This window comes from Bacillus benzoevorans (assembly GCF_014207535.1).
In the GTDB taxonomy this organism is placed as follows: Bacteria; Bacillota; Bacilli; order Bacillales; family Cytobacillaceae; genus Bacillus_BD; species Bacillus_BD benzoevorans.
In genome coordinates this window covers 82934-109271 of record NZ_JACHGK010000003.1, presented here as the reverse complement: position 1 = coordinate 109271, position 26338 = coordinate 82934, and the positions used below count along the sequence as shown (strand labels likewise).

Sequence of the window (26338 nt, the reverse complement as noted above, 5' to 3'; positions counted from 1 at the left end):
TTGTCAAGGAGGAAGGGATGAGGGTTCCAAGAGAGAATATTTTTAATATACATTTGACCTTATTGCCTTTGGATGATTGCGATAATAATAGGAGGGCTCAAAATGGGAACAACCGTACTGCGAAAAGAAGAATTAATGGCGATGCTTCAGTCCATCAGTAGTCAGCTTGATCAATTGGAAAAGTCAATAGAGACTATTATCCCGAAAAAACAAATAGAGTGGCAAATGGAACAGAATATGCAGATTGAACAATGCGCCAAACAACTGGATGAGCTGGAGATAAAAATTTCATCCATAGACGAAAATAAAGATGCAGACCATTCCACAACAGCATTAAGGATAAATCAAAGTTTTGAAGAGAATCATTTACTTTTTAGTTAGTTCATGAAAAAATGCTTTAATAAATATGAAAAGGGAGTTCCATAACGGATCTCCCTTTAGTCTGCTCCAATGGGAACAGTTATAATTGCATTTTATTTTTTACCCCTTTTACTTCATATCAATTGTCAACTGACAATGACTCAATAATGAATCTCCGGGAGAACAGCTCCCAAATCTTCTAAATCTCGTACAAGCCCCCGGTAATCATAGAGCGAAATTTGGTCGTAAATATAGGCTTTCTTTGAAAAGTCCAATAATTCATTAACATCATCAGTGATATACTCACGAAGTTGAAGAAACATTAACCTAAGTTCGTGAATTGACATGAATAATTCCCCCTTAGCCCTTTGACACTATTTTATCACATATCTAAATTGTTTTTTGTTTTTGAAAAATTTAGATTTCCGACACAAACCCTCATGATTAGACAAAGTGCTAGGCATTGTCACCATCACGTTTGTGGACTCATATTCTATCATGATGAATCATAGAGGAGGTTTAACTGCTATGTATGGACAGATGTACAACCACTATTATTACGATGGGTATCAAATCATGCCTATTCAGCCGAATGCAGTCCCCCCATATAGTCAACAGCCCTATCCTGTTGCAAATAGACAGAATGGATTTCACAGACCTCAGGTTTTACCGTACGTCAATACACTTCCGTTCCCAAACTATCCGCCGGCGCCTGAAATGAATCCTCATTATCTTCAAGGAATAAACGGATTTCAGCAGGAATCGATTTATCAGCAGCAAAATGGAACTCAGGCACAGCATGTATTTCAAAATCCCCTTAACCCGTCCACACAAAATGCTGTGCATCCGCAGCAGCAGATGGGGAGTAATCCCTATATGAACCCTTATCCAAAGGGCTCTGTTATGGCGAAACAGCCTTCGGGGATGAAAACTGTACTGAATTCCTTTAAATCTCAGGATGGGTCGCTTGATATCAATAAAATGGTCGATACTGCCGGACAAATGATCAATGCTGTTAGTCAAGTGTCCTCTGTTGTAAAAGGCTTTGGCGGAATGTTTAAAGCATAGGCAAAAACGGTCTTCTATAAGGCCGTTTTGCTGTGTTTCATTAGTAAAAATACATAATTGGAAGGACAGCTATTCGTTGAATTTTACCATAATAAGAAAAAGTTTGAACACTTTGTGACGGTGGCAAGGGTGAAAATTTGAACATTTTATGACAGTGATAATAGAGTGATGTAAATCACAGGATGTCCAAGCAAATGCCGTTAAAATGGCAATAGATTACGGGAAAGAGGGGATTTATTAGATGTTTTGCTATCAATGTGAACAAACACCGTCTGGTGGATGTAAAGTAATGGGAGTTTGCGGTAAAGATGAAACAATTGCGAGTTTACAAGACACTATCATTTTTGGTTTGAAGGGTATTGCAGCTTACCGTACCCATGCAAACCAATTAGGGTATACAGATTCATTTGTTGATGCGACAACACATGAAGCATTGTATATGACTCTGACAAATTCAAATTTTAATGTTCAAGAACATATTGAAATGGCCATGAAGGTAGGTCAATCCGCTGTCCGGATTATGGAAGTACTGGACGAAGCACATACAAATCTTCTTGGAATTCCACAGCCTGTGCGTGTTTCCCAAAATAAAATCGAAGGTAAATGCATCGTTGTTACTGGACATAACCTTTTTGCATTAGAACAATTACTTAAGCAGACAGAAGGCAAAGGAATCAATATTTATACACACTCTGAAATGCTTCCTGCACACGGATATCCGGAATTAAAGAAATATCCGCATCTTAAAGGAAATATCGGTAAAGCTTGGTATGACCAACGCCGTCTGTTTGAAGAATTCCCAGGAGCTATTTTAGCGACAACAAACTGTGTCATGCCGATCAAAGGAACCTATGCAGACCGCATGTTCTCTTATGAAGTAGCAGGACTTGAAAACGTAGAAAAAATCACAGGCGATGACTTCAGCCCGCTCATTAACCGTGCTTTAGAGTTACCTGAAGCAAATATTGAATCAGATGAAACTTTACTAACAGGATTCCACCATGAAACCGTTCTTGGCTTGGCTCCTGAAGTAATCCAGGCTGTAAAAGACGGCAAAATCAAACGCTTCTTTGTTATTGCCGGCTGTGATGCACCAGGAAAAGGCGGAGAATACTACCGTGAATTAGCAACTTCTTTACCTCCTGAAACAGTCATCTTAACGACATCCTGTGGTAAGTTCCGGTTTAATGATGTTGATTATGGTACTGTACCGGGTACAGAGATTCCACGCTATATTGACTTGGGTCAATGTAATAACTCCGGTTCAACGATTAAAATCGCAAAAGCATTAGCTGATGCCTTTGAATGCGAAGTCAATGAACTTCCTGTCAGCATCGTTCTTTCTTGGTTTGAACAAAAAGCGGTTGCGATTTTACTTGGCTTATTCAGCTTGGGCATTCAAGATATCCGCATTGGGCCAAAACCGCCTGAATTTATTTCAGCAGGCGTGATGGATGTACTGCAAAATACATTTAACTTAAAATTAATCGGTACTGCACAAGAAGATATGAAAGCAATGCTTTCTCTATAATACTGGTTTCTTGTTGCAAATGACAGCCAAAAGAAAAAGCTGACTCTATGGATGAGTCAGCTTTTTTGCTTTTATTTATGACAGTAATTCCTCCGATAAAGTGGCAGAATCAAAGATTAAGTTGCCGCTGGAATCGGTTTCAATTAGTTCTTCCTTTTTCAGTTTTGTCAGTGTCCGACTGACTGTCTCTCTTGTCGTGCCGATCATATTAGCTAAATCACGGTTTGTAAATTCACTATGCAGCAGGATTCTTCCGTCATTTAATTGTTGCCCGTGGATTTTACCAAGGCGAACAAGCAATTTAATAATTTGTTGGTACGTGTTATTTAGGATTTGTGATTCGAGCCGTTCCTGCAGATCGACAATTTTTTCTCCAAGGACTTTAAACACTTTAATACATAATTCGGGATTTTCGATTAAAACCTTTTCAAATGCAGCAATCGGAACAACAACTAAAGTGGCATTTCTCATTACTTCTGAAAATGCCGGGTAGCCGCCTTTACGGAAGAAACCAATATGCGGAAACATATCTCCTTCTTTTAAAAAAGAAACAATTTGTTCTTTGCCTGACATATCTGTTTTATAGATTTTAATTTTCCCTTTGTAAATAAAATAAACATTTTCTAACGGTTCATCCTGCAAAAAAACATGGCTGCCTTTTTTCCACTCTCTTGAGATTGAAATATCGACAATATTATATATTTCTGTATCACTTAATTCACGAAAAAGAGTAAACTCAGATAATACCTTTTTTATTTCTTCTTTATTCACTATGCCGCCTCCCCGTAAATAACCCAATTACTTTACTATTATAACAAAAAAACAGGATTAAAAAAGTATTTAGAATACATGTTCACAGCTTCCAGTAAAAAATAAATGAAACCTCTTTTAACTCGAACGCTTATTCGCTAAAATAAGGAATATGAGGTGAAAAACCATGAATGTACGAAAAAACTTGCAAGATATGATAACAGAGTTTAAGAATGCTGAAGAATACAAGGAAAATATCATTCATTGGCATACGTTAGAAGCAAAAGAAGCGAGTGTGGCTGAATTTCCCGAATCAATTCATCCTATATTAAAAGAATCATTGCAGAAAAGGGGCATAAATACCCTTTATACGCATCAGAAACAAGCCTATGAGGCGGTCATGCAAAAGAAAAGTATTGTCGCCGTTACGCCAACCGCATCCGGAAAAACCTTATGTTATAATCTTCCCGTTATCCAGTCTATTATACAGGATTCCAATTCACGTGCCCTGTATATGTTCCCGACAAAGGCGCTGGCACAGGATCAAAAAAGTGAAATTAATGAACTGTTACAAGAAGGGAATTTAGCGATAAATTGTTATACGTATGATGGAGATACACCTGCGAATATCAGGCAGAAGGTAAGAAAAGCCGGACATATTGTGATCACAAACCCGGATATGCTTCATTCCGCGATCTTGCCGCATCATACCAAATGGGTATCTTTGTTTGAAAACTTGCGTTATGTTATCATCGACGAGCTTCATATTTACCGCGGCGTTTTTGGCAGCCATGTCGCAAATGTAATCAGGCGCTTACGGAGAATTTGTTCGTTTTACGGCAGTGATCCGATTTTTATCTGTACTTCGGCTACAATTGCGAATCCGCTTGAACTGGCCGAGAAATTAACTGAAAAGCAGGTGTTTTTAATTGATCGTAACGGAGCACCAAGCGGTGAAAAGCATTTCGTTTTTTATAACCCGCCGATTGTGAACAAACCGTTAAACATCCGCCGCAGTGCCACACTGGAAGTAAAAGAACTTGCAGGGGCCTTTTTAAAAAATAAAATCCAAACGATTGTCTTTGCCCGCAGCAGAGTCCGGGTTGAAATCCTCCTAACCTATTTGAAGGAGCTGGTAAAATTCCAGTTTGGACCTAAATCCATCAGGGGATATCGCGGCGGATATCTGCCGACTGAGCGCCGGGAAATTGAGAAAGGACTGCGAAACGGTTCCATTTATGGAGTAGTGAGTACGAATGCTTTGGAGCTTGGCGTCGATATCGGGCAGTTACAGGTGTGTATCATGACCGGTTATCCTGGTACGATAGCAAGTAGTTGGCAGCAGGCGGGGAGAGCCGGGAGACGCCACGGTGTAGCGCTCGTCATCATGGTAGCCAGTTCCAATCCGCTTGATCAGTATATCATTGGCAATCCGGATTATTTTTTCAAGCGCAGTCCGGAAACAGCGCGGATTAATCCCGATAATTTAATCATTGCCATCGACCATATTAAATGTGCCGCCTACGAGCTTCCTTTCAAAGCAGGAGAAGATTTTGGCAGCTTTGAAACGGAAGAGGTTCTTGAATATTTAACCGATGAAAGAATTTTGTTTCAAAACGGGGATAAGTGGCATTGGATGAATGATTCCTTTCCGGCTCATAATATCTCACTCCGTTCGGCTTCCCAGGAAAATGTCGTGATCATCGACTACTCAGAAACAGCGACGGTAAAGGTGCTGGGGGAAATGGACCGTTTCTCCGCCATGACGCTGCTGCATGAAGAAGCGATTTATTTGCATCAGGGAATTCAATATCAGGTAGAAAAGCTTGATTGGGAAGAAAAAAAGGCATTCGTCCGTGAGGTGGCAGTTGACTATTATACCGATGCTAATTTGGCGGTGGAGTTAAAGGTGCTCGAAGAGGATAAACTTCGAATGTTACATGATGTGGAAATAGGATATGGTGATGTCAGTGTGCTGGCAATGGCTACTATTTTTAAAAAAATAAAATTTGAAACCCATGAAAATATCGGCTCTGGTCCGATATCGCTGCCAGAGGAAGAATTGCATACCAGTGCAGCCTGGATCTCCTTAAACAGGGATTCGTGCGGTCTGAGTGAAGAAAGGCTCGATCGGGGGCTGATGGGCATGGCACATGCCCTAAAGTCTATTGCTCCGTTATTTGTTATGTGTGACTCTGGGGATATTCATGTTGTACCACAAGTAAAGGCAACGCATAATGAAAAACCAACCATTTTTTTCTATGACCGTTATCCAGGCGGTATCGGACTAAGTGAGAAAATATATGAAGGGATTGAAACCATTTTACGGGAAGCTGAGAAAATGGTGAAGGGCTGTTCCTGTGAAACGGGCTGTCCGTCCTGTATCGGTGCAGAAACTGCAGCAGAAAGTGCTAAACGTGACGTATACAGGCTGCTTTCATTATTTCAGACAAAATCAGGTATGATAGGTGAAATGGATCATGTCGATTAAGAAAAAATTAAACCGTCTAAAACCACATCTTTCCGGAATAAAGGCTGAAAAAAATGAAGTCTCAGATCCACCGGTAAAAAAGGCAGCTGCAGAAGTGCCGTTTGCCGAAGTTTGGCAGCAAAATGGAGTCCGGCCCTATTACGTGGAGGATGACTTTTGTCTTGTGAGAAAAGCAGCCTATCCGTTGGATGCGAAGCATGGCAAATATTCATTTTCCGAATTTCGCAAGGCTGTTGCGGCGTGGAATGAAAGTGAATACCATCATCCACTGTCTGCGGTCAACCATCGGCCGGAAGATTTATTTTTCTTTGATACAGAAACGACTGGCCTCGGGGGAGGGGCAGGGAATACGATTTTCCTCCTTGGACATGCCAGTGTAACGGAAAACGAAGTTGTTTTAACACAGCATATTCTTCCCCGGCCCGGGTCCGAAGTACCGCTGTACCAAAGCTTTTTAGAAGCAATCGATTATACAAAAATGGTGACATATAATGGGAAAAGTTTCGACTGGCCTGTGGTAAAATCAAGGCATACCTTAATTAGAGAGCATGTACCGAAACTGCCCCCATTTGGTCATTTTGATTTATATCATGCGGCACGCCGCCTCTGGAAACACCGTCTCGAACGGCTAAAGCTGTCTATAGTCGAAAAGGAAATCCTCGAGTTTGAACGCAAGGACGATATCCCGGGATTTTTAGCTCCCATGATCTATTTTGATTATGTCGAGCGGCAGGATCCGGAAGGAATGCTTGGGGTTCTGAAACATAATGAATTCGACATTTTGTCACTCATTTCATTATACACGCATCTCTCTTATCAGCTGCTGCGGCAGAGCGCCGGACAGACTGCACAGGAAACGTTTGAAGTAGGACGCTGGTATTCCTATATTGGTGAGTCTGAGACGGCAGAAAAGGTATTTTCAGAGCTTTCGGAAGGGAATGGAGCAGAGGCCGTGCAAGCACGTCATGCCCTTGCCTTCCAGGCGAAAAAGAAAAAGGATTGGCAGCGGGCCGCTCAGCTGTGGGAAAATGTAGCGAAACACGCAAGGGGGCGGATCCAATTCGAAGCTTGTATTGAACTGACCAAAATTTATGAACATCGTTTAAAGGAATTTGAACAAGCATTAGAATATGCTGAACAGGCCCTTACGATTGAATTACAAAATTTTGATCCAGCTGCGTTAAGGAAACGAATCAGCCGTCTCGAAAATAAAATCACTGTCAGCTTGAAGGGATAAATGTGTCTAAAAAGTGTCATTTGCAATTTTTGTCGAATTATTTGTTATTTCCTTGTTGTCTGTACCTATAGTTGAAGGTAAAATATTTAATTGTATGGGAATTCATTAGGAGTCTTTTGAGAGGCGGATAAAGGATAAAATGTATAAAGCGATTTTGTATTTGTTCTTTGTTGTAGTTTGTTTAACGGCGGTTGTTTTCACGAGCTTTAAAAATAGTTTTTACACGCTGCTGTAAAGCCGCGTTATAGATAAAAAAATAGGTTATTTCCTTAGTACAAGACGCCCTTTGTCATCATAGGTTATAAGTGTAAAGAAACTTATGATGAGAGGAGATAAAAGTATGTTTTGTAGACCTAATTGCTGCCCTACAGTGGTTGCACCCGCTGTAGTCTGCCCAACAAAATGCTGTGTGAATCATACATGTGAAAACATTATTGTTCCGCATGTACACCCTTCGCACACAACGACGGTGAACCACATTAACTACCAGCATCAGCATCATTTCCCGCATACGAATTCTGTCGTGAATCAGGTGACAAGCACTGATATTGGTGCTGTGCCAGGACCTCCGCCGCCACCAACAGGAGGATTCGGCGCAGGAGGCTTTGGACCGGGAGCTGGTCCTGGATTTGGACCTGGATTTGGTCCCGGGTTTGGACCTGGATTTGGACCGGGTGTAAGACCAAGACCTGGATTTTATTAATAAGCAATGATTAGGGTTTGACTCACAAACCTCATGGGTATACCCCCTGACTTTGTGAGTCAGCCTTTTATTTTTATCGCAATTATATGTATAATAGAAAGATAAATTGACAAAATAGCATATTTTTGAAAAAATATATATTGATGATTGGTAATTATTGAGGTGAAAATGATGCTGTCTGATAAAGTGAAATTAACGGCAAAGGATATATTAGAGAAAGAATTCAAAACGGCAATGCGCGGATATAAACAAGAAGATGTCGATAAGTTTCTTGATTATATTATAAAAGACTATGAAACGTTTCATCAGGAAATGGAAGAACTGCAGCAGGAAAATATGCGTTTAAAAAAGCAAATTGAAGAAGCATCGAGGCGGCCTGTAACACAAACTGCCGGTACAACGAATTTTGATATTTTAAAACGGCTTTCCAATTTAGAAAAACATGTTTTTGGCAGCAAATTGTACGAATAACGTTAATTGGTGCTAATTCAAAGAATTGCTATTGCTATTCGTGCTGAGATTCACTATAATGATCATTGTCATCATTAATAGCGTTCGGGTAATCGCTGTATGCTTGTCATGCAGAGGAAAGTCCATGCTCGCACAGGCTGAGATGCCTGTAGTGTTCGTGCCTGGTCAAAAAATAAGCCAGGGCAGCTGATACCAGCTGACGGCAGGGAAAATACCTAAGTCCGTCATCGGATATGGTATGACTACCTTGAAAGTGCCACAGTGACGGAGCCTTTTCAGAAATGAAAAGGGTGGAACGAGGTAAACCCCGCGAGCGAGAAACCCAAATTATGGTAGGGGCACTTTCTCAGAGGAAATGAACAAAGAGAAGGACAGATGAGTAAAACATCTGTAGATAGATGATTACCACCTGAGTACGAGACTAAGGGTCGTTTGCAGTACAAAGGAACAAAACATGGCTTACAGAGCGTTATTAATGTCTGATAAATGATGATGAACATCCGGGCTGACTCCTGTGACATTGAGTCGGCTTTTTTCATGTATAAAGAAAATGGAAGATAAACGATAAGGGTGAAAACATGACAAATTATGATTTAATTGCAACAGCCGCCATGGGGATGGAAGCACTTGTAGCAAAGGAAGTTCGGGCATTAGGATACCAATGTGAGGTTGAAAATGGAAGAATCAGCTTTAAAGGTGACGAATCAGCAATTGCCCGCTGCAACCTGTGGTTAAGGACTGCGGAACGGATAAAAATAAAGGTAGGAGAATTTAAAGCGACAAGTTTTGATGAGTTATTTGAAAAAACAAAGGCGCTGCCATGGGAGCGTTTTTTGCCGGAAAATGCGGAGTTTCCGGTATCCGGAAAATCAGTTAAATCAAAGCTATTTAGTATTTCAGACTGCCAGGCAATCGTGAAAAAGGCAATTGTCGAAAGGCTGAAGAGCCAGTATAAAAAAACGACATGGTTTGAGGAAAATGGCTCGTTTTTTAAAATTGAAGTGTCGCTCCATAAAGATATTGCATTACTTACGATCGATACAGGCGGTGCTCTGCACAAAAGAGGTTATCGCGTATCACAGGGGGAAGCACCGCTGAGGGAAACTATGGCGGCTGCTTTAGTGATGCTGACGAACTGGCATCCGGACAAACCGTTCGTCGATCCATTCTGCGGCTCAGGAACGATTCCGATTGAAGCAGCGCTGATCGGACAAAATATAGCACCCGGCTTTAACCGTGATTTTGTTTCTGAATCATGGGACTGGATGGATGCGAAAGTGTGGGAGCAGGCAAGAGCTGAGGCTGAGGACCTAGCCAATTACGACCAGCCGCTGGATATTACCGGCTCGGATATTGACCACCGCCTTGTGAAAATCGCCCAGGAGAATGCTTCTGAAGCCGGATTTGGTGACGTGATTACCTTTAAACAGATGCAGGTAAAGGATTTTACAACGAGGAAGGAATATGGTGTGATCGTAGGGAACCCGCCTTATGGAGAGCGTCTTGGAGAAAAAGAAGCGGTACGGGAAATGTACCGCGAGATGGGACAGGCATTTGCCAGTCTGGATACATGGTCGATCTATATTTTGACATCTGAAGAAGAATTTGAAACTTATTATGGCAAAAAAGCAACGAAAAAACGGAAACTATTTAATGGATTTATCCGCACCGATTATTATCAATACTGGGGAAAAAGACCTCCGCGTGAAAAATGATGCCCCTTCAGGCATCATTTTTTCAAACCTCCAAATCTAATTGGATTTCTGCCGCTTCTTATTTTTGCTATATCAATATAATGTAATGGAAGTGAATTTGTATTCTTTTTGGAGGGAATACCATGTTTGAGTTTTATCAATTTGTCATAATCCCCATCATCATCGGTATTGTGGAGGTTGTCAAAAGGGCGGGTCTGCCATGTAAATTCAGTCCGTTAGTTTCATTAGCACTAGGCTTATTTTTTGGCTTTGTCTTCTTAGATACATTTAAAGAAAGTATAATCATCGGATTTATCGTTGGACTGTCTGCCACTGGATTATACAGCGGAAGTAAAAATCTAAATGAGGCGGTCAGAAAAAAGCCGCAATGAAACTAAGAGAGCTTTATCGTAGAACATTTTTGTTTAGTCGATTATTTTAATCGAAATATATGCATTTCTTATCGCACGTCTGGTATAATAATACAGTTGTGGTAAAGAGCGTCTTTCTAGAGAAAGACGCTTTCGTTTTGCTTAACTTTATTCAGCAGAAGTCCCCCGCTTCTATAAATTGTGGGATGAATGCAAAAAAGTTAACCAATCCAGGGGGGGGTTAAACCCCGGCCAAATAAAGTTAAAGCCTCCGGCGGATGCCACGATTTTTTAAAGGGAATTTTTCGAGCAAGCTCGAAAAAAATCGGGCGCAAATACGCCAAGGCGAATTTGATATTATAATGAGGGATACAGTAGCTGCTAAATGGAGGGATTTGCTTGAGTAATCGTTTGCCATTTGAATTAACCAAAACAGAGTCATTTTTTGACCGTTTAGGTGAATGGATCGGGGATGTGTTTTATGATTTACTCCCGGAGGCCGGTTTTGAACTAAGAGATGAACAAATATATATGGCGTATCAGCTTGAAAATGCCTTTAAAGAAAAGAAGGTCATGTTTGCTGAGGCAGGCGTTGGTACAGGAAAAACGATTGTTTATCTTTTATATGCAGTCTGTTTCGCGAGATACACGAATAGGCCGGCTGTCATCGCCTGCGCTGATGAGACATTAATTGAGCAGCTCGTGAAAAAAGAAGGGGATATTGCTAAATTAGAAACTGCGCTGAATTTAAATATTGATGTGCGGTTAGCTAAGTCAAGAGATCAATATTTATGTTTAAATAAATTGGACAAGCTTATTTCCTTCAGTGATGAAGAGCATTTTCATCAAATCTATGATGCTCTCCCTGACTTTATTTATGGTAATCAATCGCTGCAAACATTTGAGAGATTTGGAGACCGAAAAGATTATCCGGTGCTGACTGATGAACAATGGAAACAGATTGGCTGGGACTCCTTTGAGGATTGCTTTACATGTGAAAGAAGACATCGCTGCGGACAGACACTTCATCGTGATTGGTACCGGAAGTCGCATGATATTATTATTTGCTCGCATGACTTCTATATGGAGCATATTTGGACAAAGGATTCACGGAAGCGTGAAGGGCAGCTGCCCTTACTGCCGGAACATTCCTCTGTTGTCTTTGATGAGGGTCATCTGTTAGAGTTTGCTAGTCAAAAGGCCATGACCTATCGTTTCAGTGAGACCATCCTCGATAGACTGCTGGCTAAATTAATGACCAATGATGTAAGGGAAAAAACCTTGCTTTTAATTGAGGATGTGTTGTACCAAAATGAACTATTTTTCTATGAATTGAAAGAGTCATCATTCTCAAATAAGGGTTCTGATAAATTAACCGTGAACAAATCGGAGAAATTGAAAGGATCAGGCAAGAAGCTCTTGCATCTTATCAGTTCACTTGAGGAGGAACTTGTCTTTGAGAGTGAGATGTTTTCGATTAATGGCTATGATTTAAAAATTGTCGAGGAATATCTAGAACAGATTTCCTATTCCCTGTCTTTATTCTTAAAGGAAATAAAAGGGATTACCTGGTTTGAAGAACGTGATGGAGAAAGAACTTTAGTAATTATGCCGCGGTTGGTTCAGGAGATTATGAAGGATAAAGTCTTTTCCAATAAAAAGCCGTATATCTTTTCATCCGCAACGCTGTCGGAGTCCAAAACCTTCACGTACATGGCCAAATCTCTTGGGATCGAGGATTATTTATCTTTTTCCGTTGCTTCTCCATTTGCCTATGATGAAAATATGGTTATCGAAATGCCGGCTTTTGCCGATCAGGACATAGCAGCAAAAATGGCTTATACTGTGGAGCAATTAAAGAAAACAAACGGACGGACGCTGGTTTTATTCTCTTCACAACATGATTTAACGGCATTTAAGCAATATTGTGAGTCCGGTCTGTCTTTCCCAATCTATTTTGAAGGAGATGCCGAGATCAGCACTCTTGTTTCCTGTTTTCAAAATGAAGTGGAGTCGGTTTTATGTTCTGTCCATTTATGGGAAGGTTTGGATATCCCGGGAAGCTCACTTGAAAATGTGATTATCTTTTCCCTGCCGTTTCCGCCGAATGATCCCGTGTTTACGGCGAAAAGAGATGCCGCCAAGGACCCGTTTGCCGAGGTGGATATGCCGTATATGCTCTTAAGACTGCGTCAAGGAATCGGACGTTTAATCAGGACACGGGAGGACCAAGGGAAAGTACATATCTTAATCAATAAAATGGAAGAAAAACATGTAATTGAATCTGTGCTATCGATTTTGCCGACACGGGTTAACAGTGTCCATAAGTAAGAGCAAAATCACAGTAAAGTTGTGATGGTTATCACGATGTTATTCCTAAAAAGCGGATAAACTATGGGTAACAAATTAAAGGGGGAGTTAATGTGAGAACATTTACTGCAACTGTTAAAGCACCAGATTATCCGCCGCGTGAAAAACATCCAACAATTTTCAATACATTTGATTCATTAAATTCCGGCGAAGCCATGCAGTTGATTAATGACCATGATCCGAAGCCGTTGTTTTATCAATTCATGATGGAAAGAACGGATCAATTTACATGGGAATATTTAGAAGAGGGTCCGGAAATCTGGAAGGTAGCGATTAGCAAAAAATAAATCAACGCTTCCCTTCTTGCAAATGGGACAACAGTGTGAGCTGTTGTCTTTTTTCTTGATGTTTATGTATCCCTGCCTTAAGATTGAGATACAATGGAAAAAGTATGAATCAATGGAGGGATAGGGTTGAGTCGATCAATTTTGCAAATGGAAAAAGAATTTGTAAACTATACGAAGAAGATCACTGCTTATAATGAGGCTCTTGCATTGATTTATTGGGATTTACGGACCGGAGCACCTAGACAGGGGACAGGCCAGCGCGCGGAAGTAATCGGGATTTTATCTAGTGAGGTTTATGACCTGTCCGTATCAGAAGCTATGGCTGCATACATAGCAAACCTGTCCAGCTTGGAAGCGCAAAATATCATAGCGGAAACAACGAAAACATTAATCGAAGAATGCAAAAAGGAATACGATTATAAACGGAAAATTCCTGCAGAAGAATATAAAGAGTACACTATTCTCTTATCTCAGGCCGAAACGGTGTGGGAAGAAGCAAGAGAAAAATCTGATTTTGCTCTATTCAAACCCTATTTAGAGAAAATTGTAACGATGACAAAACGGTTTATTACTTATTGGGGATCTGAAGGGAATAAATATAATACCCTGCTTGATTTATATGAACCGGGTATGACAACGCACGTTTTAGATCGGGTATTCAGCGACCTCCGTGCCAGCATCGTCCCGCTGGTGCAAAAAATCGCTGCAGCGGATAATAAACCGAAAACTGACTTCTTATTTCAAACCTTCCCCAAAACATCTCAGCGTGCCTTTAGTATCGAAGTATTAAAGCAAATGGGATATAACTTCGAGGCAGGCCGACTTGATGAAACGGTACATCCATTTGCCACAGGGATTAACCGTGGAGATGTCCGGATTACAACAAGATATGATGAATCAGATTTCCGCATGGCTGTATTTGGGACGATACATGAGGGAGGACATGCTCTGTACGAACAGAATATTCGAGAGGATTTAACAGGAACCCCTCTATGCAGCGGAGCTTCCATGGGGATACACGAATCACAATCGCTGTTCTATGAGAATTTCGTCGCCCGGGACCTCTCCTTTTGGAAAAAGAATTATGAACTGCTGAAGCAATTTACAAGCGGTCATTTCGATCACGTTCCAGTAGAAAAATTCTATCGTGCTATTAATGAATCAAAGCCGTCGTTAATCCGCATTGAAGCCGATGAATTAACTTATCCGCTTCATGTGATGATCCGCTACGAAATTGAAAAAGGACTGTTCAATGATGAAATCAAAGTAGAGGATCTGCCTTCGGTTTGGAATGATAAATATGAGGAATACTTAGGCGTCCGGCCAAGCAATGATAAAGAAGGGGTCCTGCAGGATGTACATTGGGCAGGCGGAAGTTTCGGCTATTTTCCATCCTATGCCCTTGGGCTTATGTATGCTGCGCAATTTAAGCAGGCGATGCTGGTAAGTTTGCCAAATTATGCGCAATTACTCGAAGAAGGAAATTTACAGCCAATTAAAGAGTGGCTCACCACCCGTATCCATCAATTTGGCAAACTGAAAAAACCGCTGCAAATTTTACAGGACGCGACCGGTGAAGGCTTAAATGCAGAATATTTAATCGAATATTTAACGGAGAAATATAGCGGCATTTACCAGCTGTAAATGTACCTTTAGCAGGCAAAAAAAGAACTCTGCCGAGAGACAGAGTTCTTTTCGTAAAATGCTACCACAATTTGAATCCCTTTGAAGGTGCTGGAGCATTTTGAATGATATCAATAAATGGAATGGTGTAAGCGAATAGAATTAATAATGCTGTAATTCCAAGCCATAATTTCCAGTTTTCATAAACAAGTGGTGTTGGTTCAGCGTCTGCATCAACTTCGCCAACAAGGAATTCTTGCTCACCTTTTGGTGCAAAGAAAGCAAGGTTAATGAAAATGCAAACCATCACGATAATTGAGATGAATAGGATGGAACCGCCAACTGCTTGCGCAATTTGGTATGGAATCCATTCAGCCGCTTGTGCAGCGCCGCCATATTCAGAAAATGCAGAACGGCGTGGGGCACCTAGAAGACCTGCAGCATGCATTGCGCCTGACATAAATGTCATGCCGACCGCCCATAGAATCCCTTGAACAAGCGCTAATTTATTCATTTTTTTCGTTAATACGCGCCCGGTTAAATGCGGTACAAGCCAGAATGAAACTCCAAAGAATGTTAAGAGTACGGCTGTTCCAACTGTTAAATGGAAGTGACCTGTTACCCAGATAGTGTTATGGACAACTTGGTTCATTTGGTGGGAAGCGTTAACGATACCACCGGCACCAGCTGGAATAAAGGCTAACATCCCAATGAATGGAACGGTAAAGCGGGCATCGCCCCAAGGTAACTTTTTCAACCAGCCAAACAGGCTTTTTGCACCAATTTGCCGACCATGTTTTTCAAATGTAGCAAATAATGCGAAAGCAGTCATAAACGATGGAATAACAACTAAGAAGGTTAAGACAACCTGTAAGAACTTCCATGCTGGATCAATACCTGGTTCTAATAATTGATGGTGGAATCCAACTGGAATTGAGAATAAAATAAATAGAATGAAAGACATACGTGCCAATGAATCAGAGAAAATCTTTGCACCAATAACTTTTGGAATAACAACATACCATGCCATATAAGCTGGCAGTAACCAGAAGTATACGAGCGGATGTCCGAAATACCAGAATAGGGTACGGCTGGCAAGAATATTAATACCGTCAACCATTCCTAAAGACCAAGGCAATAATTGAAGCAATACTTCTACGGCAACACCTAATGTACATACATACCACATGACAGAGTTAACAACTGACATAAATGTTAACAGCGGGCTAGGTTTTCCTGGGTTTGCTTTTTTCCATCTTCTATAGCCGATAATAATGGCTGCGCCGCCCATCCAGCTGCCTACAATTACAAGGGTTAGACCAAGATAATAAAGTGCATGTGCCTGTAATGGTGCATAGAATGTGTATAATACAGAAGCTTTATTTGTTAAAATCATCGCAGCTGCCATTGCAGTACCGATTAACATGAGCCAAAAACCAATCCAGCCAAGTCTGCGCTGGGCATTAGAATATGCACCTGCTGTGAAGCTGACTGTGGCTTGCATAAATCCCATGATAAAGAATGTGGTTACGACAAGAGCAAGAATAACACCATGAACAGTAAGAATTTGATAATACCCAATACCAGCCGGTAATGTTACTTTACCGGAACGAACGAGAACTTGTAATAAACCGGCAAGACCACCGACCAAGAGACAGGTAAATACGACATACATATGTGCCATTACTAATTTAGCATCGCGGCGGTCTAATTTCTTCATTGCACCTGGAGTGTTCATTGTTTAACCACCTCGATTTTTGATGTCATTAAGTGGTGACCTGCACCGCAATATTCGTTACAAAGGATTAAATATTCGCCCTCTTTGTCAAAAGTAGTAACGATTTCACTGATATATCCTGGTTCAAGCATCATATTGATATTTGTACCAGCAACTTCAAAACCGTGGATAACGTCTTTAGTAGTAGCCATCACTTTTACTTTTGCTCCAAGCGGTACTTGTACTGATGCTGGATTGTAAGAAAACGCAGATGCTACAAATACTAATTCATAATCCCATTCTTTTCCTTCAACCTTGTTAAGTCCAGGCTTATCAAATGGTGCTGTTGTATCTACCTTTTCTGGATTAATAGTTGTTAAACAACTTGGCGGCTGATTACCTAAGTAGAAAGCACTTACTCCTAAGACGGTTAGGAAGACAATAAGTGCTGCTACCCCAAAAGTAAGCCAGGCCTTTTCAAACTTATGCATATGCATGGCTTCGTTCCCCCTTTAATTTTCTTAAAAACGATCTAAATAGACAAAGTAAACGCTTACCCAAGTGGCTACAATGATAGCGCCGACAAGAAAAACAGATACTAATGTTCCTTTTAAGTTTGCGTTTTCATCAGCAGTAGCCTTTCCGTCAGTTTTATGCTTAAGTTGTGCCATTTTCTCTCACTCCCCTCAGTGGATTGGAAAAAGTAAATGATTACAATTTCATAATACTAGACAATTGCGAAGATTCCACACTGTTTAGAGCAATTCACAAATTATTCATATTTTGCTTTATTACCATGTGAGTAGTGTAAAGTTGATTGGATGGTGATTTATGTCACCTTGAAAGACTTTTAAATATGAATAAAGTGTGAACTTTGAGAATAGAAATGGACAAGCTTTGTTGAATTTTGTCATTCTTTAGCGGATGATGTACTTTGTTATATAAGGTAATATGGTTAATTGAACTGAAAGTGAAGAATGTCACTTGGGCATGTTCCAGTCAATCTAACATAGCTTTTTCAGTCTAAGTGATCAAACCGATTGACAAATGATGAATCTTGCTAAGAGTGGTGCAAAAACAAAATAATAAGAAAAATGGTTGAAAATAGAAGTACATAAATCCGAAGATTTCATTCCAGTAAGAAAGAACTTAAATAGCCTATCACGCAAGAATAAGCTGATTAGATCATAAGAAGGAGCCGTCCAAGGACAGCTCCTTTTAATTTCTATCATTCATCAAACAGTATAAGCAGCACAAGATTCCCTGCATTTTCGATCATAATTGACAGGCGGTAGACCTTTTCAAACCCATATAGTTTGGTATCGCCAACGAGCACGGTCGGCGGGGTAATGTCCATATTAAAACCAAAAGCAGCTAGGCTTGTTGATAATTTTCCTCCGAACATATTGCCTAATTCACCAGCAAAGGACTTTAGCAGTTCACCCTCAATCGACATTCCAAACATTCCTTTGCCAATGGAGCAAAATGTCTCCTCGTTGCCGTTAATGATTAATCTGCCTTTGATATCTCCGGTGATTCCAATTAATACTCCAATAGAATGCTGCTGATAGGGTTGTGTGAGTATGGAAGGTTTATCTGGATGAATCGCAAAAGGGAGAACTTCCTTGACAGATTGCAGTGTATTTTCTAATAAAAAAACAGCAGTATTTTTTGTTTTCACATTCATCCCCCTGACCAAAGTCCGTATATGTAACATTCTAGCATAGTTAAATAGTCATATGTGTAAAGAATTGATAAATTTTACTGGCTGATGTTTTCAGAATAGATTTGTGAAGAAAGTAGTGTGTTGCCTAATTGTTATTGAAATTCATTCTCAATAATGCTATGATATGGAAAAATAAATGAATACTATCAATAAATTTTTCAGGAGAGTGATTGCGCATGGCCTTTGTTTTCATCGCCATAACGGTGATCATTTATGCCTTTGTATTAAAATATGTTTTGAACCGCATATCCAAACCTCATCACAATTAGTCAGACATGACATACTTGAATCCTGTTATCGGCTGCCGAACATGTTATCAGCCTTAAAGGGTGAAAATCCTTTGTTTGAAACGAATACGAAATAGAGCCGGACTTTATCAATATGAAATCCGGCTTTTTTTGCTAATTCCCTGATTCACTTTTATCCAAAGCCACTTTTAAATCGTCTTTCACACTTGTTTCTGCAAGCGGTACACGCGAGCGGTAAGCTGAACGGCAAATCATATGGGCTGAAACAGGCGCTGTTAGAAAAACGAAGAAAATTCCAAGCAAGAGCCGGATGCTGAAATAATATTCTGTAATAAGGAAAAATAGGAAAGTACCTGTCAAGATACAAAGGACTCCGAGGGTGGAGCTTTTTGACGCTGCATGTGACCGGGTATAGACATCGGGCAGCCGTAATATTCCAATGGCACTTAAAAAGCTAAAGCAGGTTCCAATCAAAATCAGGATGGCGGCAATGATTTCACTTGATACGTTTGCGTTCAATGACAACACCACTTTCAATAAATCTGGCAAAAGCAATCGTACCGACAAAAGAAAGGATCCCCAGAAGCAGGATAATATCTAGAAAGGCATGCGTTCTCAAGTAAATAGACACAATCGCCACACCGGCGATCAAATGAATACCGATAAAATCCAGTGCTTGGACGCGGTCGGGTACAGAAGGACCTTTGATCAATCGGTAAATGATCACCAGTATGGAAAGGGTAATAAAGAATAAAGCAGTTATTAATATCGTATTAAACATAACGCGTCACATCCTTAATCGCTTTTTCAAAAATCTTCACCGACTTTTTAACAGCATCGCTTGATTCTGGGATGTCCATGGCATGTACATATAAAATCTTGTTATTTGGTGCCAGCTCCATGACCACTGAACCAGGCGTTAGGGTGATTAAGAGCGAAAGTAAAGTAATCTCTATATCACCTTCCAACTCTGTCTCTAATTTGAAAATGCCCGGTGTCACATTGATTTTCGGACGTGTAACCTGTTTGATAACAAGGATGCTTGATGTAATTAATTCATGTGTGAACACAAGCAATAACCTAAAAACAGCTAAAATGGTCCATAAATAAAACCGATGATTGAAAAAGCGGCGCAGACTGAATACAATGATGATACCCACTATATATCCGCTGAAAAAAGCCAAGATCCTCCATTCATCCTGGAGAAACATCCACAAAAAAGCGATAAATAAATTAATCAGTAATTGGAAAGGCAAGCCATTCACCTCATTTCATCATTTGACTTTGTTAAGGTACTCGTTGTCCCTTGAAGATCGCGTCGATGTACAAATCAGGATTTAATAATTGTACCGCTGCTGTTTGCACATATTCGGCCACTTCTTCAGCTCCCACACCTAATAAAACAGTTGCTGCGGTTAACGGTACCATTGGCAGCATCAGCCCCCTTGTCGTTCCCTTTTCCATTTCATCACTTAATGTGGTTTCTCCCCAAAAGACATTCATAAAAATCTTCATAACAGAATACAAGACCATTAAGCTAGTCATGAGCCCGATAGCGCCTAACCAATAATAGCCGCTGTAGAATGTTCCTTTTGTAATTAATACTTTCCCAAGCAGACCGCTAAAAGGGGGGATTCCGGAAACGGAAAGGGCAGCGATAAAGAAGATCCAGCCTAAATAGGGATGGGTGCGGATCAGCCCGCTGATTTCTTTGATTTTACTTGTTCCGGTCAGAAAAATAATCGTTCCTCCTAAAAGGAATAACAGAGATTTAATAATCATGTCATGGATGAAATAATAGATCATTCCAGTAAAGGCGTCTTCGGTAAAGGCTGCAAGACTCGCGAGGACTAATCCTGCGCCAATAATGACGTTATAGGTAAGAATTTTTTTAATATCGTTGAAGGCGACGGCACCGATAGCTCCTAGGAGCATCGTCAGCCCGGCTAATATCCCGATCATCAAATGCGTGATTTGCGTCTCATGATAAAAGATAAGGGTAAACATGCGAATAATGGCATAAATCCCCACCTTTGTTAATAGGGCTGCAAATATCGCAGCGATTGCTGTTGGAGGGGAACTGTAGGAACCCGGCAGCCAAAAGAACAAAAACAGTCCGGCTTTCATGCCAAATACAATGATAAATAACAGTGCCACCGTGGTGATTAGTCCATCCTGCCCGGCTTCGGCAACCCTTAGAGAGAGATGGGCTAAATTTAACGTACCTGTAATGGAATACAGATAGGCAATCGCCACAAGGAACAGAAAGGAAGAAACGACATTCACAAGAATATACTTAAAGGCTTCACGCAGCTGAATTTTCGTTCCCCCGTGAACAATCAGCACATAGGAGGATATTAACATCACTTCAAAACAAACATATAAATTGAACAAATCACCTGTTAAAAAGGAACCATTCACCCCTGTGATTAAAAATAAAAACAAAGGATAAAAGAAATACTTTTCCCGCTCTCTTCCAATCGAACGAAAGGCATACAATAAACAGCAAAGAGAGACAGCACTCGTGGTGATAAGGAGTAAGACAGAAAACATATCAGCCGTCATGCCTACGCCAAAAGGTGCATCCCATCCGCCTAGCTGCAACGTCTGAATCCCCTCATGGTTCACTTGAGCAAGCAGAATGATAGAGCAAATTCCTGCGCCAAGCACTGCCAGCATACTCCCCATTCGCTGCAGTACAAGATGATGACGAAAAAGAACTAAAATCATCCCCACTGTCAAAGGGATGAGAATCGGCATTAAGACTAAGTTATTCATCGGCATTTCCCCTTAATTGTTCAATATTATCTGTTCCATATATTTTATAGATACGATAACTCAAGACTAATAATAGTGCTGTGACAGCAAAATTAATGACAATCGCTGTCAGGATTAATGCTTGCGGGAGGGCGTCCGTAAAAACATGAACCTTTTCACTTAGCAATGGGGGAGAACCGGTCTTTAGTCCGCCCATTGTCATAATCAATAAATTGATGCCATGGCTGATAACAGAGGTACCTAAAATGATCCGCTGCATATTTTTTGACAGGATTAAGTAAGTACCAATCATAAAAAACAAACCGACAAGAAGTGACATCACTGTTTCCATTATGAGCGATCCTCACTTATCGTTAAAATAATCGTGACGGCTGTACCAATGACAGCCAGGGCGACACCTGTATCGAATAGGAGAGCGGTTGCCAGCTCAGTACTCCCGAAGAAAGGAAGATCGAAATAGCCGAAGGTCTGTGATAAAAAGGGTGCATCGAAAAATAGACTGCCTGCACCGGTTAAGATGGCAATCAATACACCGAAGGCGGCCACTTTCGTAAAATCATAAGGGATATTTTCCCTTAGTGTTTCAATATCGAACGACAGCAGTAACAGGGTGATCCCAGATGCGGCGGTTAAACCGCCGATAAAGCCGCCTCCGGGATTATGGTGTCCGCCGTAAAACAGATAAATGGAAAAGGTAAAGATGATGACAACGGCAAGTTTCGTCACCGTTTGTAAAATAATATCATTTGGTTTCATTTTTCTCTCCTCCCAGTTTCAGTTTAATTAATGTGTAGACACCTAATCCGGCAATACATAAAACGGATATCTCCAGCATCGTATCGATTCCGCGGAAGTCAACAAGGATGGCATTGACAATATTCTTTGCTCCGGCAAGTTTATAGGCATTTTCAAAATAATGGACAATGGGAGGAAACATCCGATTTCCATTTGCCGCTAAGGCGAGTATCGTAACAATGATCCCGACTCCAAGTGAAATAATGAAATTGACTGCTTTAAATGACAGTCCGCCCATCCTTTTACCGAAGTCCGGCAGGTGATAGAAGCAGAGTAAAAAAAGGGAAGTTGTGACCGTTTCAACGACCAATTGGGTCAAAGCTAAATCAGGTGCCCTAAAGATGACGAAAAACATCGCAACAATAAATCCAAGAGCACCGACTGCAATAAGTGAAACCATCCTTGTTTTGGCAAACATTACCGCAAAGGCAGCAATGACCATGCATGTAATAAGAGCGGCCTCATAGAAATTAATCGGTGCATCTTGGGTAGTATCAAAAGAAATCCCATTTAGTATAAGACTGGCTCCTCCCATAACGATGATAAAAAAGACAAGGATATAGATTAAATAATGGCGGATAGAGCCTGTCATATATCGATTGGTCCATTTCATCGAAAAGCTTTCCGACTTTTCAAGCCATCTGTCATAGAAGTTATTAAGGGTAAGAAAGGACGGATAGTTTCTGAAAATCCGTACCCATTTTTTAAAGGTTCGATATAAGATGACACCGAAAACGAAAACACCCATTGTCATGAATAATTCTGCTGTAAAGCCATGCCACGGGCTAATGGTTATCTGAAATCCCCCGTTTTCGGCAATAGATGGCAGAACGGCATTGAAAGCTGGCATGATCAGGTATTCGGCGGCTGTATTCGGAATAAAGAATAGGACAATGACCAGCGCGGCAAGAATAGCCGGAGGGATGAGCATTCCGACAGCAGGCTCATGTGGTTTTTTGTCTAATTCGATCCGTCTGCGTTTTCCAGTAAAGGTCTTAAAAACAAGGATCATACAGTAAACAAATGTAAAGACACTTGCTACCCAGGCGATAACCGGAAACAAGATTCCCCATGTTTCCAGCTGTAACACATTCAATTGTGAGATGCTTAACATATTGGTAAAGAACATTTCCTTGCTCAGAAATCCGTTAAACGGAGGGATCCCTGCCATAGAAAAACTGCCAATTACAGCAAGCGTGAAAGAGATGGGCATATAATGCAGCAAGCCGCCTAAACGGCGAATATCACGAGTACCGGTTTCGTGGTCAATGATCCCGACAACCATAAACAAGCTTCCCTTGAAAGTGGAGTGATTGATCAAATGAAAGATGGCAGCAAAAACGGCTGCAGCATAAACCGATGACTCATCACCCATACCTGTATACATTGAAACAGAACCTAAACCTAAGAGACTCATAATTAAGCCTAATTGACTAATCGTTGAATAGGCTAAGAGCGCCTTCAGATCCGTTTGCTTTACAGCGTTGAGGGAACCGTAAACAAGAGTAATGGTCCCCGTAATGGAAATAATCCAAAACCATTCTGCGTTACCGCCAAACACCGGAGTAAAACGTGCTACAAGAAAAATCCCTGCTTTGACCATTGTGGCCGAGTGCAGGAAGGCACTGATCGGAGTAGGCGCCTCCATCGCATCAGGAAGCCAAATACTAAAAGGAAATTGAGCAGACTTTGTAAAAGCGCCGAAAAGAATGCAAATCATGGCCGGCAGGAATAAGGAATCTGCCCCAATTGTCTCCGCCTTCTGGACCATTTCCCGAATACTGTAGGTTCCGCTTATTAATGAAAGCATAAGAAATCCTGCGAGCATGGCAAGTCCGCCAAACACTGTAATTATTAAAGATTTTTGTGCGCCATAGCGGGACTTCCTCCGTTGATACCAATAGGCGATTAATAAAAAAGAAGAAATACTTGTTAATTCCCAAAAAACATATAATACGAACGCATTATCTGAAAAAACGACACCAAGCATAGCCCCCATGAACAATAATAAATAGACATAGAAGTTATGGAGAGCTTCACGCTGCTTCGATAAATAATAAATAGAGTAAAGGATAACCAGTGAGCCAACCCCTGATATCAATAAAGCAAAAACAAGACTAAGTCCGTCAACTACCGCTGTAAAATATATATTGAATGTCGGAATCCATGGAAGAGTATAGATAAAAACCTTTCCGTTAGAGACATCCGCGATGTATCGGCATAAATAGAGAAAAATAATGATCGGAACCGGAAGTACAAACCAGCCTGTATGAATCCGTGGTGTGAAATAGCGATATAAAAATGGAACAACAATAGAAAAGATAAAAGGTATGAAAATCATAAATTGCAGTAAGGACATAGGCCGCCTCCTTTGATTAAAAACATCATGATTCATTTTTTTTGGTAAAATATGGTTTTTTCTATTATGAAGAATGACATTCATCTCGATTAGGCAGAATGCGAATTTTGGCTTAAGATTGACGGAAAAGGGGCCATCAGTTATATTCATACATAGCTTGATAGAATCATACAGGTTTTCACATCAATATTGAGGTGACTAATATTATGAAAAAGGTAAAAGGCCGCATGGACGAAAGCATCCTCGTCTGCGTACATTACGGTCCCAATGGTCAAAGGCTGATTGAGCGCGGCTGTAAAATTGCCAGTATGCTTGACTGCCCGCTATATATCTTGACCATTGATCCAAAGCCTTTTGATGAATTGGATGCAGAAAAATCGTATTACATTAGCAATTGGCAGAAATTAGCGCAAGAGCATAACGTCGAAGAATTTATGATCATGGATAATGAGAGACGCCCTGTTTCAAAAGTCATTGCCGAAGTGGCTAGAGAGAAAAATGTCACGCAAATTATCCTCGGGCAGACGGCACAAAGCCGCTGGGAACAAATGACAAAGGGCTCTGTCATCAATTCGCTGCTTATGGAAATTCCGTTTGTTGATCTTCATCTTGTTTCCGTATCCCGTTCAGTCCGTAATCATGAAGGTCAATTTGAAAAAGGTGTCCGTGCTTTCCTGATCAAAGACAACAATCAATACCGACTCCAGTTTAAATATGCTAAAGAGGTTCAATTTGAAGGGATCTTTTTCAAAGAGATTGGAACTGATTTTAACAATGGGTTGTTTAAATTTATGAAAGATCGGGAAACATTGTATGTTCAGGTAAAAGAAGACTGTGTGACAGATTTAACAAATGTAAACATGACCGTCCCCTACGAAGAGCAGGACAACTAAATACCTATTTGCGAACCTCCTCCACATGTTGATTTTATGTGGAGATTTTTTGTTTAAAGCAAATTCGCTTCGTCAAATGGAGTGAAATTAAAGATTGACATCAATTTTGACGATATGTTCCTCGTGTCTATCGATTCCAATATAATGCAATGTTTCTGCCGGGGAATGGTGCTGATAAATTCCCATAATGATAGAAATGGAGATTCCTTTGCGATATGCATGGTAGCCAAACGTTTTCCTTAATGTATGGGTTCCGATATTTCCCTCAATTCCTGCTTCTTGAGCAGCATGGTTAATGATACGGTAGGCTTGCTGCCGTGTGATCGGCATGTTGTTTTTTTGTGATTTAAAAAGATAATCATTTTTTTGAAAAGTGATACTAGATAAGTAAGATTCAAGGGTGGTATTCACACTGCTATTTAAATAATAGGCTTTTTTCTCTCCTGTTTTTTTATCTGTGAGATATAGAAATTCTTTCATTTCCTCCTTATCCCAAACATCCTCAACCTTTAATGAAAGGAGATCGCTGATTTTGATCCCTGTGTTGATCCCCAATACGAAAAATAAAAGGTCACGTTTTGAATGACTGCTTAAAATATCCTTCATCGTATTAATCTGTTCGATCTCTTTTATCGGTTCCACGTATTCCAAAGGAATTCCTCCTGCAGTTAATGTTACTTAATTATATAATATTAAAAATTATGTAACATTTCAACTGATAAATCTTCATAAATGGTATAATCATGCAAAGGATGTTTAGGAAAAGTATTTGATCATTTCATCTATATTCAGTTTTTTTATATAGGAAATAGATTAAAAATCGTTTAAAATAGTTTGTATATTGAAAAAACAAGGGGAAATACATT

Annotated in this window: 27 protein-coding genes and 1 other RNA gene; 14 read left to right on the top strand and 14 right to left on the bottom strand. The window is 40.4% G+C overall.

Features of this window, described 5'->3' with window-relative positions; all coding sequences use genetic code 11:
* The first annotated feature begins 102 nt into the window (after positions 1 to 102).
* Entirely contained in the window at positions 103 to 381 is a 279-nt protein-coding gene (locus HNR53_RS06200) for a hypothetical protein (protein ID WP_184523956.1), read from the top strand.
* Between the two features lie 140 nt (positions 382 to 521).
* Here the strand turns inward: HNR53_RS06200 and yppF are convergent, their stop codons facing one another.
* Entirely contained in the window at positions 522 to 707 is a 186-nt protein-coding gene (yppF, locus tag HNR53_RS06195) for a YppF family protein (RefSeq protein ID WP_184523954.1), read from the bottom strand.
* A gap of 181 nt (positions 708 to 888) precedes the next feature.
* On the opposite strand from yppF, the gene HNR53_RS06190 reads away from it, so the two are divergent.
* Both HNR53_RS06190 and hcp read left to right on the top strand, forming a co-directional pair.
* Complete coding sequence (locus HNR53_RS06190; protein WP_246439362.1) at positions 889 to 1428, top strand: YppG family protein; 540 nt, start codon at positions 889 to 891, stop codon at positions 1426 to 1428.
* Positions 1429 to 1669: 241 nt separating this feature from the next.
* The gene (gene hcp / locus HNR53_RS06185) at positions 1670 to 2959 is read left to right on the top strand and encodes a hydroxylamine reductase (RefSeq protein WP_184523952.1); all 1290 of its coding nucleotides are present in this window, start codon (positions 1670 to 1672) and stop codon (positions 2957 to 2959) included.
* A gap of 75 nt (positions 2960 to 3034) precedes the next feature.
* Here hcp and HNR53_RS06180 read toward each other — a convergent pair whose 3' ends face one another.
* On the bottom strand, positions 3035 to 3730 hold the full coding sequence (locus HNR53_RS06180) for a cyclic nucleotide-binding domain-containing protein (RefSeq protein WP_184523950.1): 696 nt from the start codon (positions 3728 to 3730) through the stop codon (positions 3035 to 3037).
* A 166-nt stretch (positions 3731 to 3896) separates the two neighbouring features.
* Here HNR53_RS06180 and HNR53_RS06175 point away from each other — a divergent pair, with 166 nt between their 5' ends.
* From HNR53_RS06175 to HNR53_RS06130, 10 genes are all read left to right on the top strand, one after another.
* Positions 3897 to 6200 (top strand): DEAD/DEAH box helicase, encoded by a 2304-nt coding sequence (locus tag HNR53_RS06175; protein ID WP_184523948.1) that lies wholly within the window; start codon positions 3897 to 3899, stop codon positions 6198 to 6200.
* Positions 6190 to 7437 carry a ribonuclease H-like domain-containing protein gene (locus tag HNR53_RS06170; RefSeq protein WP_184523945.1) on the top strand — a complete coding sequence of 416 codons (1248 nt, stop codon included), beginning with the start codon at positions 6190 to 6192 and terminating at the stop codon, positions 7435 to 7437. Before HNR53_RS06175 ends, HNR53_RS06170 begins: the two co-directional genes overlap by 11 nt.
* 340 nt (positions 7438 to 7777) lie before the next feature.
* Complete coding sequence (locus HNR53_RS06165) at positions 7778 to 8140, top strand: CotD family spore coat protein (RefSeq protein ID WP_184523943.1); 363 nt, start codon at positions 7778 to 7780, stop codon at positions 8138 to 8140.
* Positions 8141 to 8311: 171 nt separating this feature from the next.
* Complete coding sequence (gpsB, locus tag HNR53_RS06160) at positions 8312 to 8611, top strand: cell division regulator GpsB (protein ID WP_184524431.1); 300 nt, start codon at positions 8312 to 8314, stop codon at positions 8609 to 8611.
* Positions 8612 to 8691: 80 nt separating this feature from the next.
* An RNA gene (gene rnpB, locus HNR53_RS06155) (RNase P RNA component class B) lies at positions 8692 to 9078 on the top strand.
* A 111-nt stretch (positions 9079 to 9189) separates the two neighbouring features.
* Positions 9190 to 10326: a THUMP domain-containing class I SAM-dependent RNA methyltransferase gene (locus HNR53_RS06150; RefSeq protein ID WP_184523941.1), complete on the top strand. Its 1137-nt coding sequence runs from the start codon at positions 9190 to 9192 to the stop codon at positions 10324 to 10326.
* A gap of 122 nt (positions 10327 to 10448) precedes the next feature.
* On the top strand, positions 10449 to 10697 hold the full coding sequence (locus tag HNR53_RS06145) for a hypothetical protein (protein ID WP_184523939.1): 249 nt from the start codon (positions 10449 to 10451) through the stop codon (positions 10695 to 10697).
* A gap of 378 nt (positions 10698 to 11075) precedes the next feature.
* Positions 11076 to 13007: an ATP-dependent DNA helicase gene (locus HNR53_RS06140; protein ID WP_184523937.1), complete on the top strand. Its 1932-nt coding sequence runs from the start codon at positions 11076 to 11078 to the stop codon at positions 13005 to 13007.
* A gap of 92 nt (positions 13008 to 13099) precedes the next feature.
* Complete coding sequence (locus HNR53_RS06135) at positions 13100 to 13333, top strand: DUF2249 domain-containing protein (protein ID WP_184523935.1); 234 nt, start codon at positions 13100 to 13102, stop codon at positions 13331 to 13333.
* 126 nt (positions 13334 to 13459) lie between these two features.
* Positions 13460 to 14977 (top strand): carboxypeptidase M32, encoded by a 1518-nt coding sequence (locus HNR53_RS06130; RefSeq protein ID WP_184523933.1) that lies wholly within the window; start codon positions 13460 to 13462, stop codon positions 14975 to 14977.
* Positions 14978 to 15038: 61 nt separating this feature from the next.
* Here HNR53_RS06130 and HNR53_RS06125 read toward each other — a convergent pair whose 3' ends face one another.
* The 11 genes from HNR53_RS06125 to HNR53_RS06075 all read right to left on the bottom strand — a co-directional run bounded on the left by HNR53_RS06125 (position 15039) and on the right by HNR53_RS06075 (position 24579).
* Complete coding sequence (locus HNR53_RS06125; protein WP_184523931.1) at positions 15039 to 16694, bottom strand: b(o/a)3-type cytochrome-c oxidase subunit 1; 1656 nt, start codon at positions 16692 to 16694, stop codon at positions 15039 to 15041.
* Positions 16691 to 17170 (bottom strand): cytochrome c oxidase subunit II, encoded by a 480-nt coding sequence (locus HNR53_RS06120; protein WP_184523930.1) that lies wholly within the window; start codon positions 17168 to 17170, stop codon positions 16691 to 16693. The genes HNR53_RS06125 and HNR53_RS06120 overlap by 4 nt, the downstream gene beginning before the upstream one ends.
* Before the next feature lie 24 nt (positions 17171 to 17194).
* Positions 17195 to 17344: a cytochrome c oxidase subunit 2A gene (locus HNR53_RS06115; protein ID WP_184523929.1), complete on the bottom strand. Its 150-nt coding sequence runs from the start codon at positions 17342 to 17344 to the stop codon at positions 17195 to 17197.
* A gap of 557 nt (positions 17345 to 17901) precedes the next feature.
* The gene (locus HNR53_RS06110) at positions 17902 to 18354 is read right to left on the bottom strand and encodes a chemotaxis protein CheX (RefSeq protein WP_377802108.1); all 453 of its coding nucleotides are present in this window, start codon (positions 18352 to 18354) and stop codon (positions 17902 to 17904) included.
* A 446-nt stretch (positions 18355 to 18800) separates the two neighbouring features.
* Entirely contained in the window at positions 18801 to 19166 is a 366-nt protein-coding gene (gene mnhG / locus HNR53_RS06105) for a monovalent cation/H(+) antiporter subunit G (protein WP_184523926.1), read from the bottom strand.
* Entirely contained in the window at positions 19144 to 19428 is a 285-nt protein-coding gene (locus HNR53_RS06100; protein ID WP_184523924.1) for a Na(+)/H(+) antiporter subunit F1, read from the bottom strand. The genes mnhG and HNR53_RS06100 overlap by 23 nt, the downstream gene beginning before the upstream one ends.
* Positions 19421 to 19903 carry a Na+/H+ antiporter subunit E gene (locus HNR53_RS06095; RefSeq protein WP_184523922.1) on the bottom strand — a complete coding sequence of 161 codons (483 nt, stop codon included), beginning with the start codon at positions 19901 to 19903 and terminating at the stop codon, positions 19421 to 19423. Before HNR53_RS06095 ends, HNR53_RS06100 begins: the two co-directional genes overlap by 8 nt.
* Before the next feature lie 31 nt (positions 19904 to 19934).
* Entirely contained in the window at positions 19935 to 21425 is a 1491-nt protein-coding gene (locus HNR53_RS06090) for a Na+/H+ antiporter subunit D (protein ID WP_184523920.1), read from the bottom strand.
* Positions 21418 to 21756: a Na(+)/H(+) antiporter subunit C gene (locus tag HNR53_RS06085; RefSeq protein WP_184523918.1), complete on the bottom strand. Its 339-nt coding sequence runs from the start codon at positions 21754 to 21756 to the stop codon at positions 21418 to 21420. The genes HNR53_RS06090 and HNR53_RS06085 overlap by 8 nt, the downstream gene beginning before the upstream one ends.
* The gene (locus tag HNR53_RS06080; RefSeq protein WP_184523916.1) at positions 21756 to 22181 is read right to left on the bottom strand and encodes a Na(+)/H(+) antiporter subunit B; all 426 of its coding nucleotides are present in this window, start codon (positions 22179 to 22181) and stop codon (positions 21756 to 21758) included. Before HNR53_RS06080 ends, HNR53_RS06085 begins: the two co-directional genes overlap by 1 nt.
* A complete protein-coding gene (locus tag HNR53_RS06075; protein ID WP_184523914.1) occupies positions 22168 to 24579 on the bottom strand; it encodes a Na+/H+ antiporter subunit A in 2412 nt (803 codons plus the stop codon). Before HNR53_RS06075 ends, HNR53_RS06080 begins: the two co-directional genes overlap by 14 nt.
* 206 nt (positions 24580 to 24785) lie before the next feature.
* Here HNR53_RS06075 and HNR53_RS06070 point away from each other — a divergent pair, with 206 nt between their 5' ends.
* Positions 24786 to 25472: a universal stress protein gene (locus HNR53_RS06070; RefSeq protein WP_184523912.1), complete on the top strand. Its 687-nt coding sequence runs from the start codon at positions 24786 to 24788 to the stop codon at positions 25470 to 25472.
* Between the two features lie 87 nt (positions 25473 to 25559).
* Here the strand turns inward: HNR53_RS06070 and HNR53_RS06065 are convergent, their stop codons facing one another.
* Entirely contained in the window at positions 25560 to 26123 is a 564-nt protein-coding gene (locus HNR53_RS06065; protein WP_184523910.1) for a tyrosine-type recombinase/integrase, read from the bottom strand.
* Positions 26124 to 26338 lie beyond the last annotated feature (215 nt).

Excerpts from the sequence above, each read along its gene's own strand:
- HNR53_RS06200 (WP_184523956.1), top strand. The coding sequence starts at position 103 with ATGGGAACAACCGTACTGCGAAAAGAAGAATTAATGGCGATGCTTCAG.
- yppF (WP_184523954.1), bottom strand. The coding sequence starts at position 707 with ATGTCAATTCACGAACTTAGGTTAATGTTTCTTCAACTTCGTGAGTAT.
- HNR53_RS06190 (WP_246439362.1), top strand. The coding sequence starts at position 889 with ATGTATGGACAGATGTACAACCACTATTATTACGATGGGTATCAAATC.
- hcp (WP_184523952.1), top strand. The coding sequence starts at position 1,670 with ATGTTTTGCTATCAATGTGAACAAACACCGTCTGGTGGATGTAAAGTA.
- HNR53_RS06175 (WP_184523948.1), top strand. The coding sequence starts at position 3,897 with ATGAATGTACGAAAAAACTTGCAAGATATGATAACAGAGTTTAAGAAT.
- HNR53_RS06170 (WP_184523945.1), top strand. The coding sequence starts at position 6,190 with ATGTCGATTAAGAAAAAATTAAACCGTCTAAAACCACATCTTTCCGGA.
- HNR53_RS06165 (WP_184523943.1), top strand. The coding sequence starts at position 7,778 with ATGTTTTGTAGACCTAATTGCTGCCCTACAGTGGTTGCACCCGCTGTA.
- gpsB (WP_184524431.1), top strand. The coding sequence starts at position 8,312 with ATGCTGTCTGATAAAGTGAAATTAACGGCAAAGGATATATTAGAGAAA.
- HNR53_RS06150 (WP_184523941.1), top strand. The coding sequence starts at position 9,190 with ATGACAAATTATGATTTAATTGCAACAGCCGCCATGGGGATGGAAGCA.
- HNR53_RS06145 (WP_184523939.1), top strand. The coding sequence starts at position 10,449 with ATGTTTGAGTTTTATCAATTTGTCATAATCCCCATCATCATCGGTATT.
- HNR53_RS06125 (WP_184523931.1), bottom strand. The coding sequence starts at position 16,694 with ATGAACACTCCAGGTGCAATGAAGAAATTAGACCGCCGCGATGCTAAA.
- HNR53_RS06120 (WP_184523930.1), bottom strand. The coding sequence starts at position 17,170 with ATGCATATGCATAAGTTTGAAAAGGCCTGGCTTACTTTTGGGGTAGCA.
- HNR53_RS06115 (WP_184523929.1), bottom strand. The coding sequence starts at position 17,344 with ATGGCACAACTTAAGCATAAAACTGACGGAAAGGCTACTGCTGATGAA.
- HNR53_RS06100 (WP_184523924.1), bottom strand. The coding sequence starts at position 19,428 with ATGTTTAATACGATATTAATAACTGCTTTATTCTTTATTACCCTTTCC.
- HNR53_RS06090 (WP_184523920.1), bottom strand. The coding sequence starts at position 21,425 with ATGAATAACTTAGTCTTAATGCCGATTCTCATCCCTTTGACAGTGGGG.
- HNR53_RS06085 (WP_184523918.1), bottom strand. The coding sequence starts at position 21,756 with ATGGAAACAGTGATGTCACTTCTTGTCGGTTTGTTTTTTATGATTGGT.
- HNR53_RS06080 (WP_184523916.1), bottom strand. The coding sequence starts at position 22,181 with ATGAAACCAAATGATATTATTTTACAAACGGTGACGAAACTTGCCGTT.
- HNR53_RS06075 (WP_184523914.1), bottom strand. The coding sequence starts at position 24,579 with ATGTCCTTACTGCAATTTATGATTTTCATACCTTTTATCTTTTCTATT.
- HNR53_RS06070 (WP_184523912.1), top strand. The coding sequence starts at position 24,786 with ATGAAAAAGGTAAAAGGCCGCATGGACGAAAGCATCCTCGTCTGCGTA.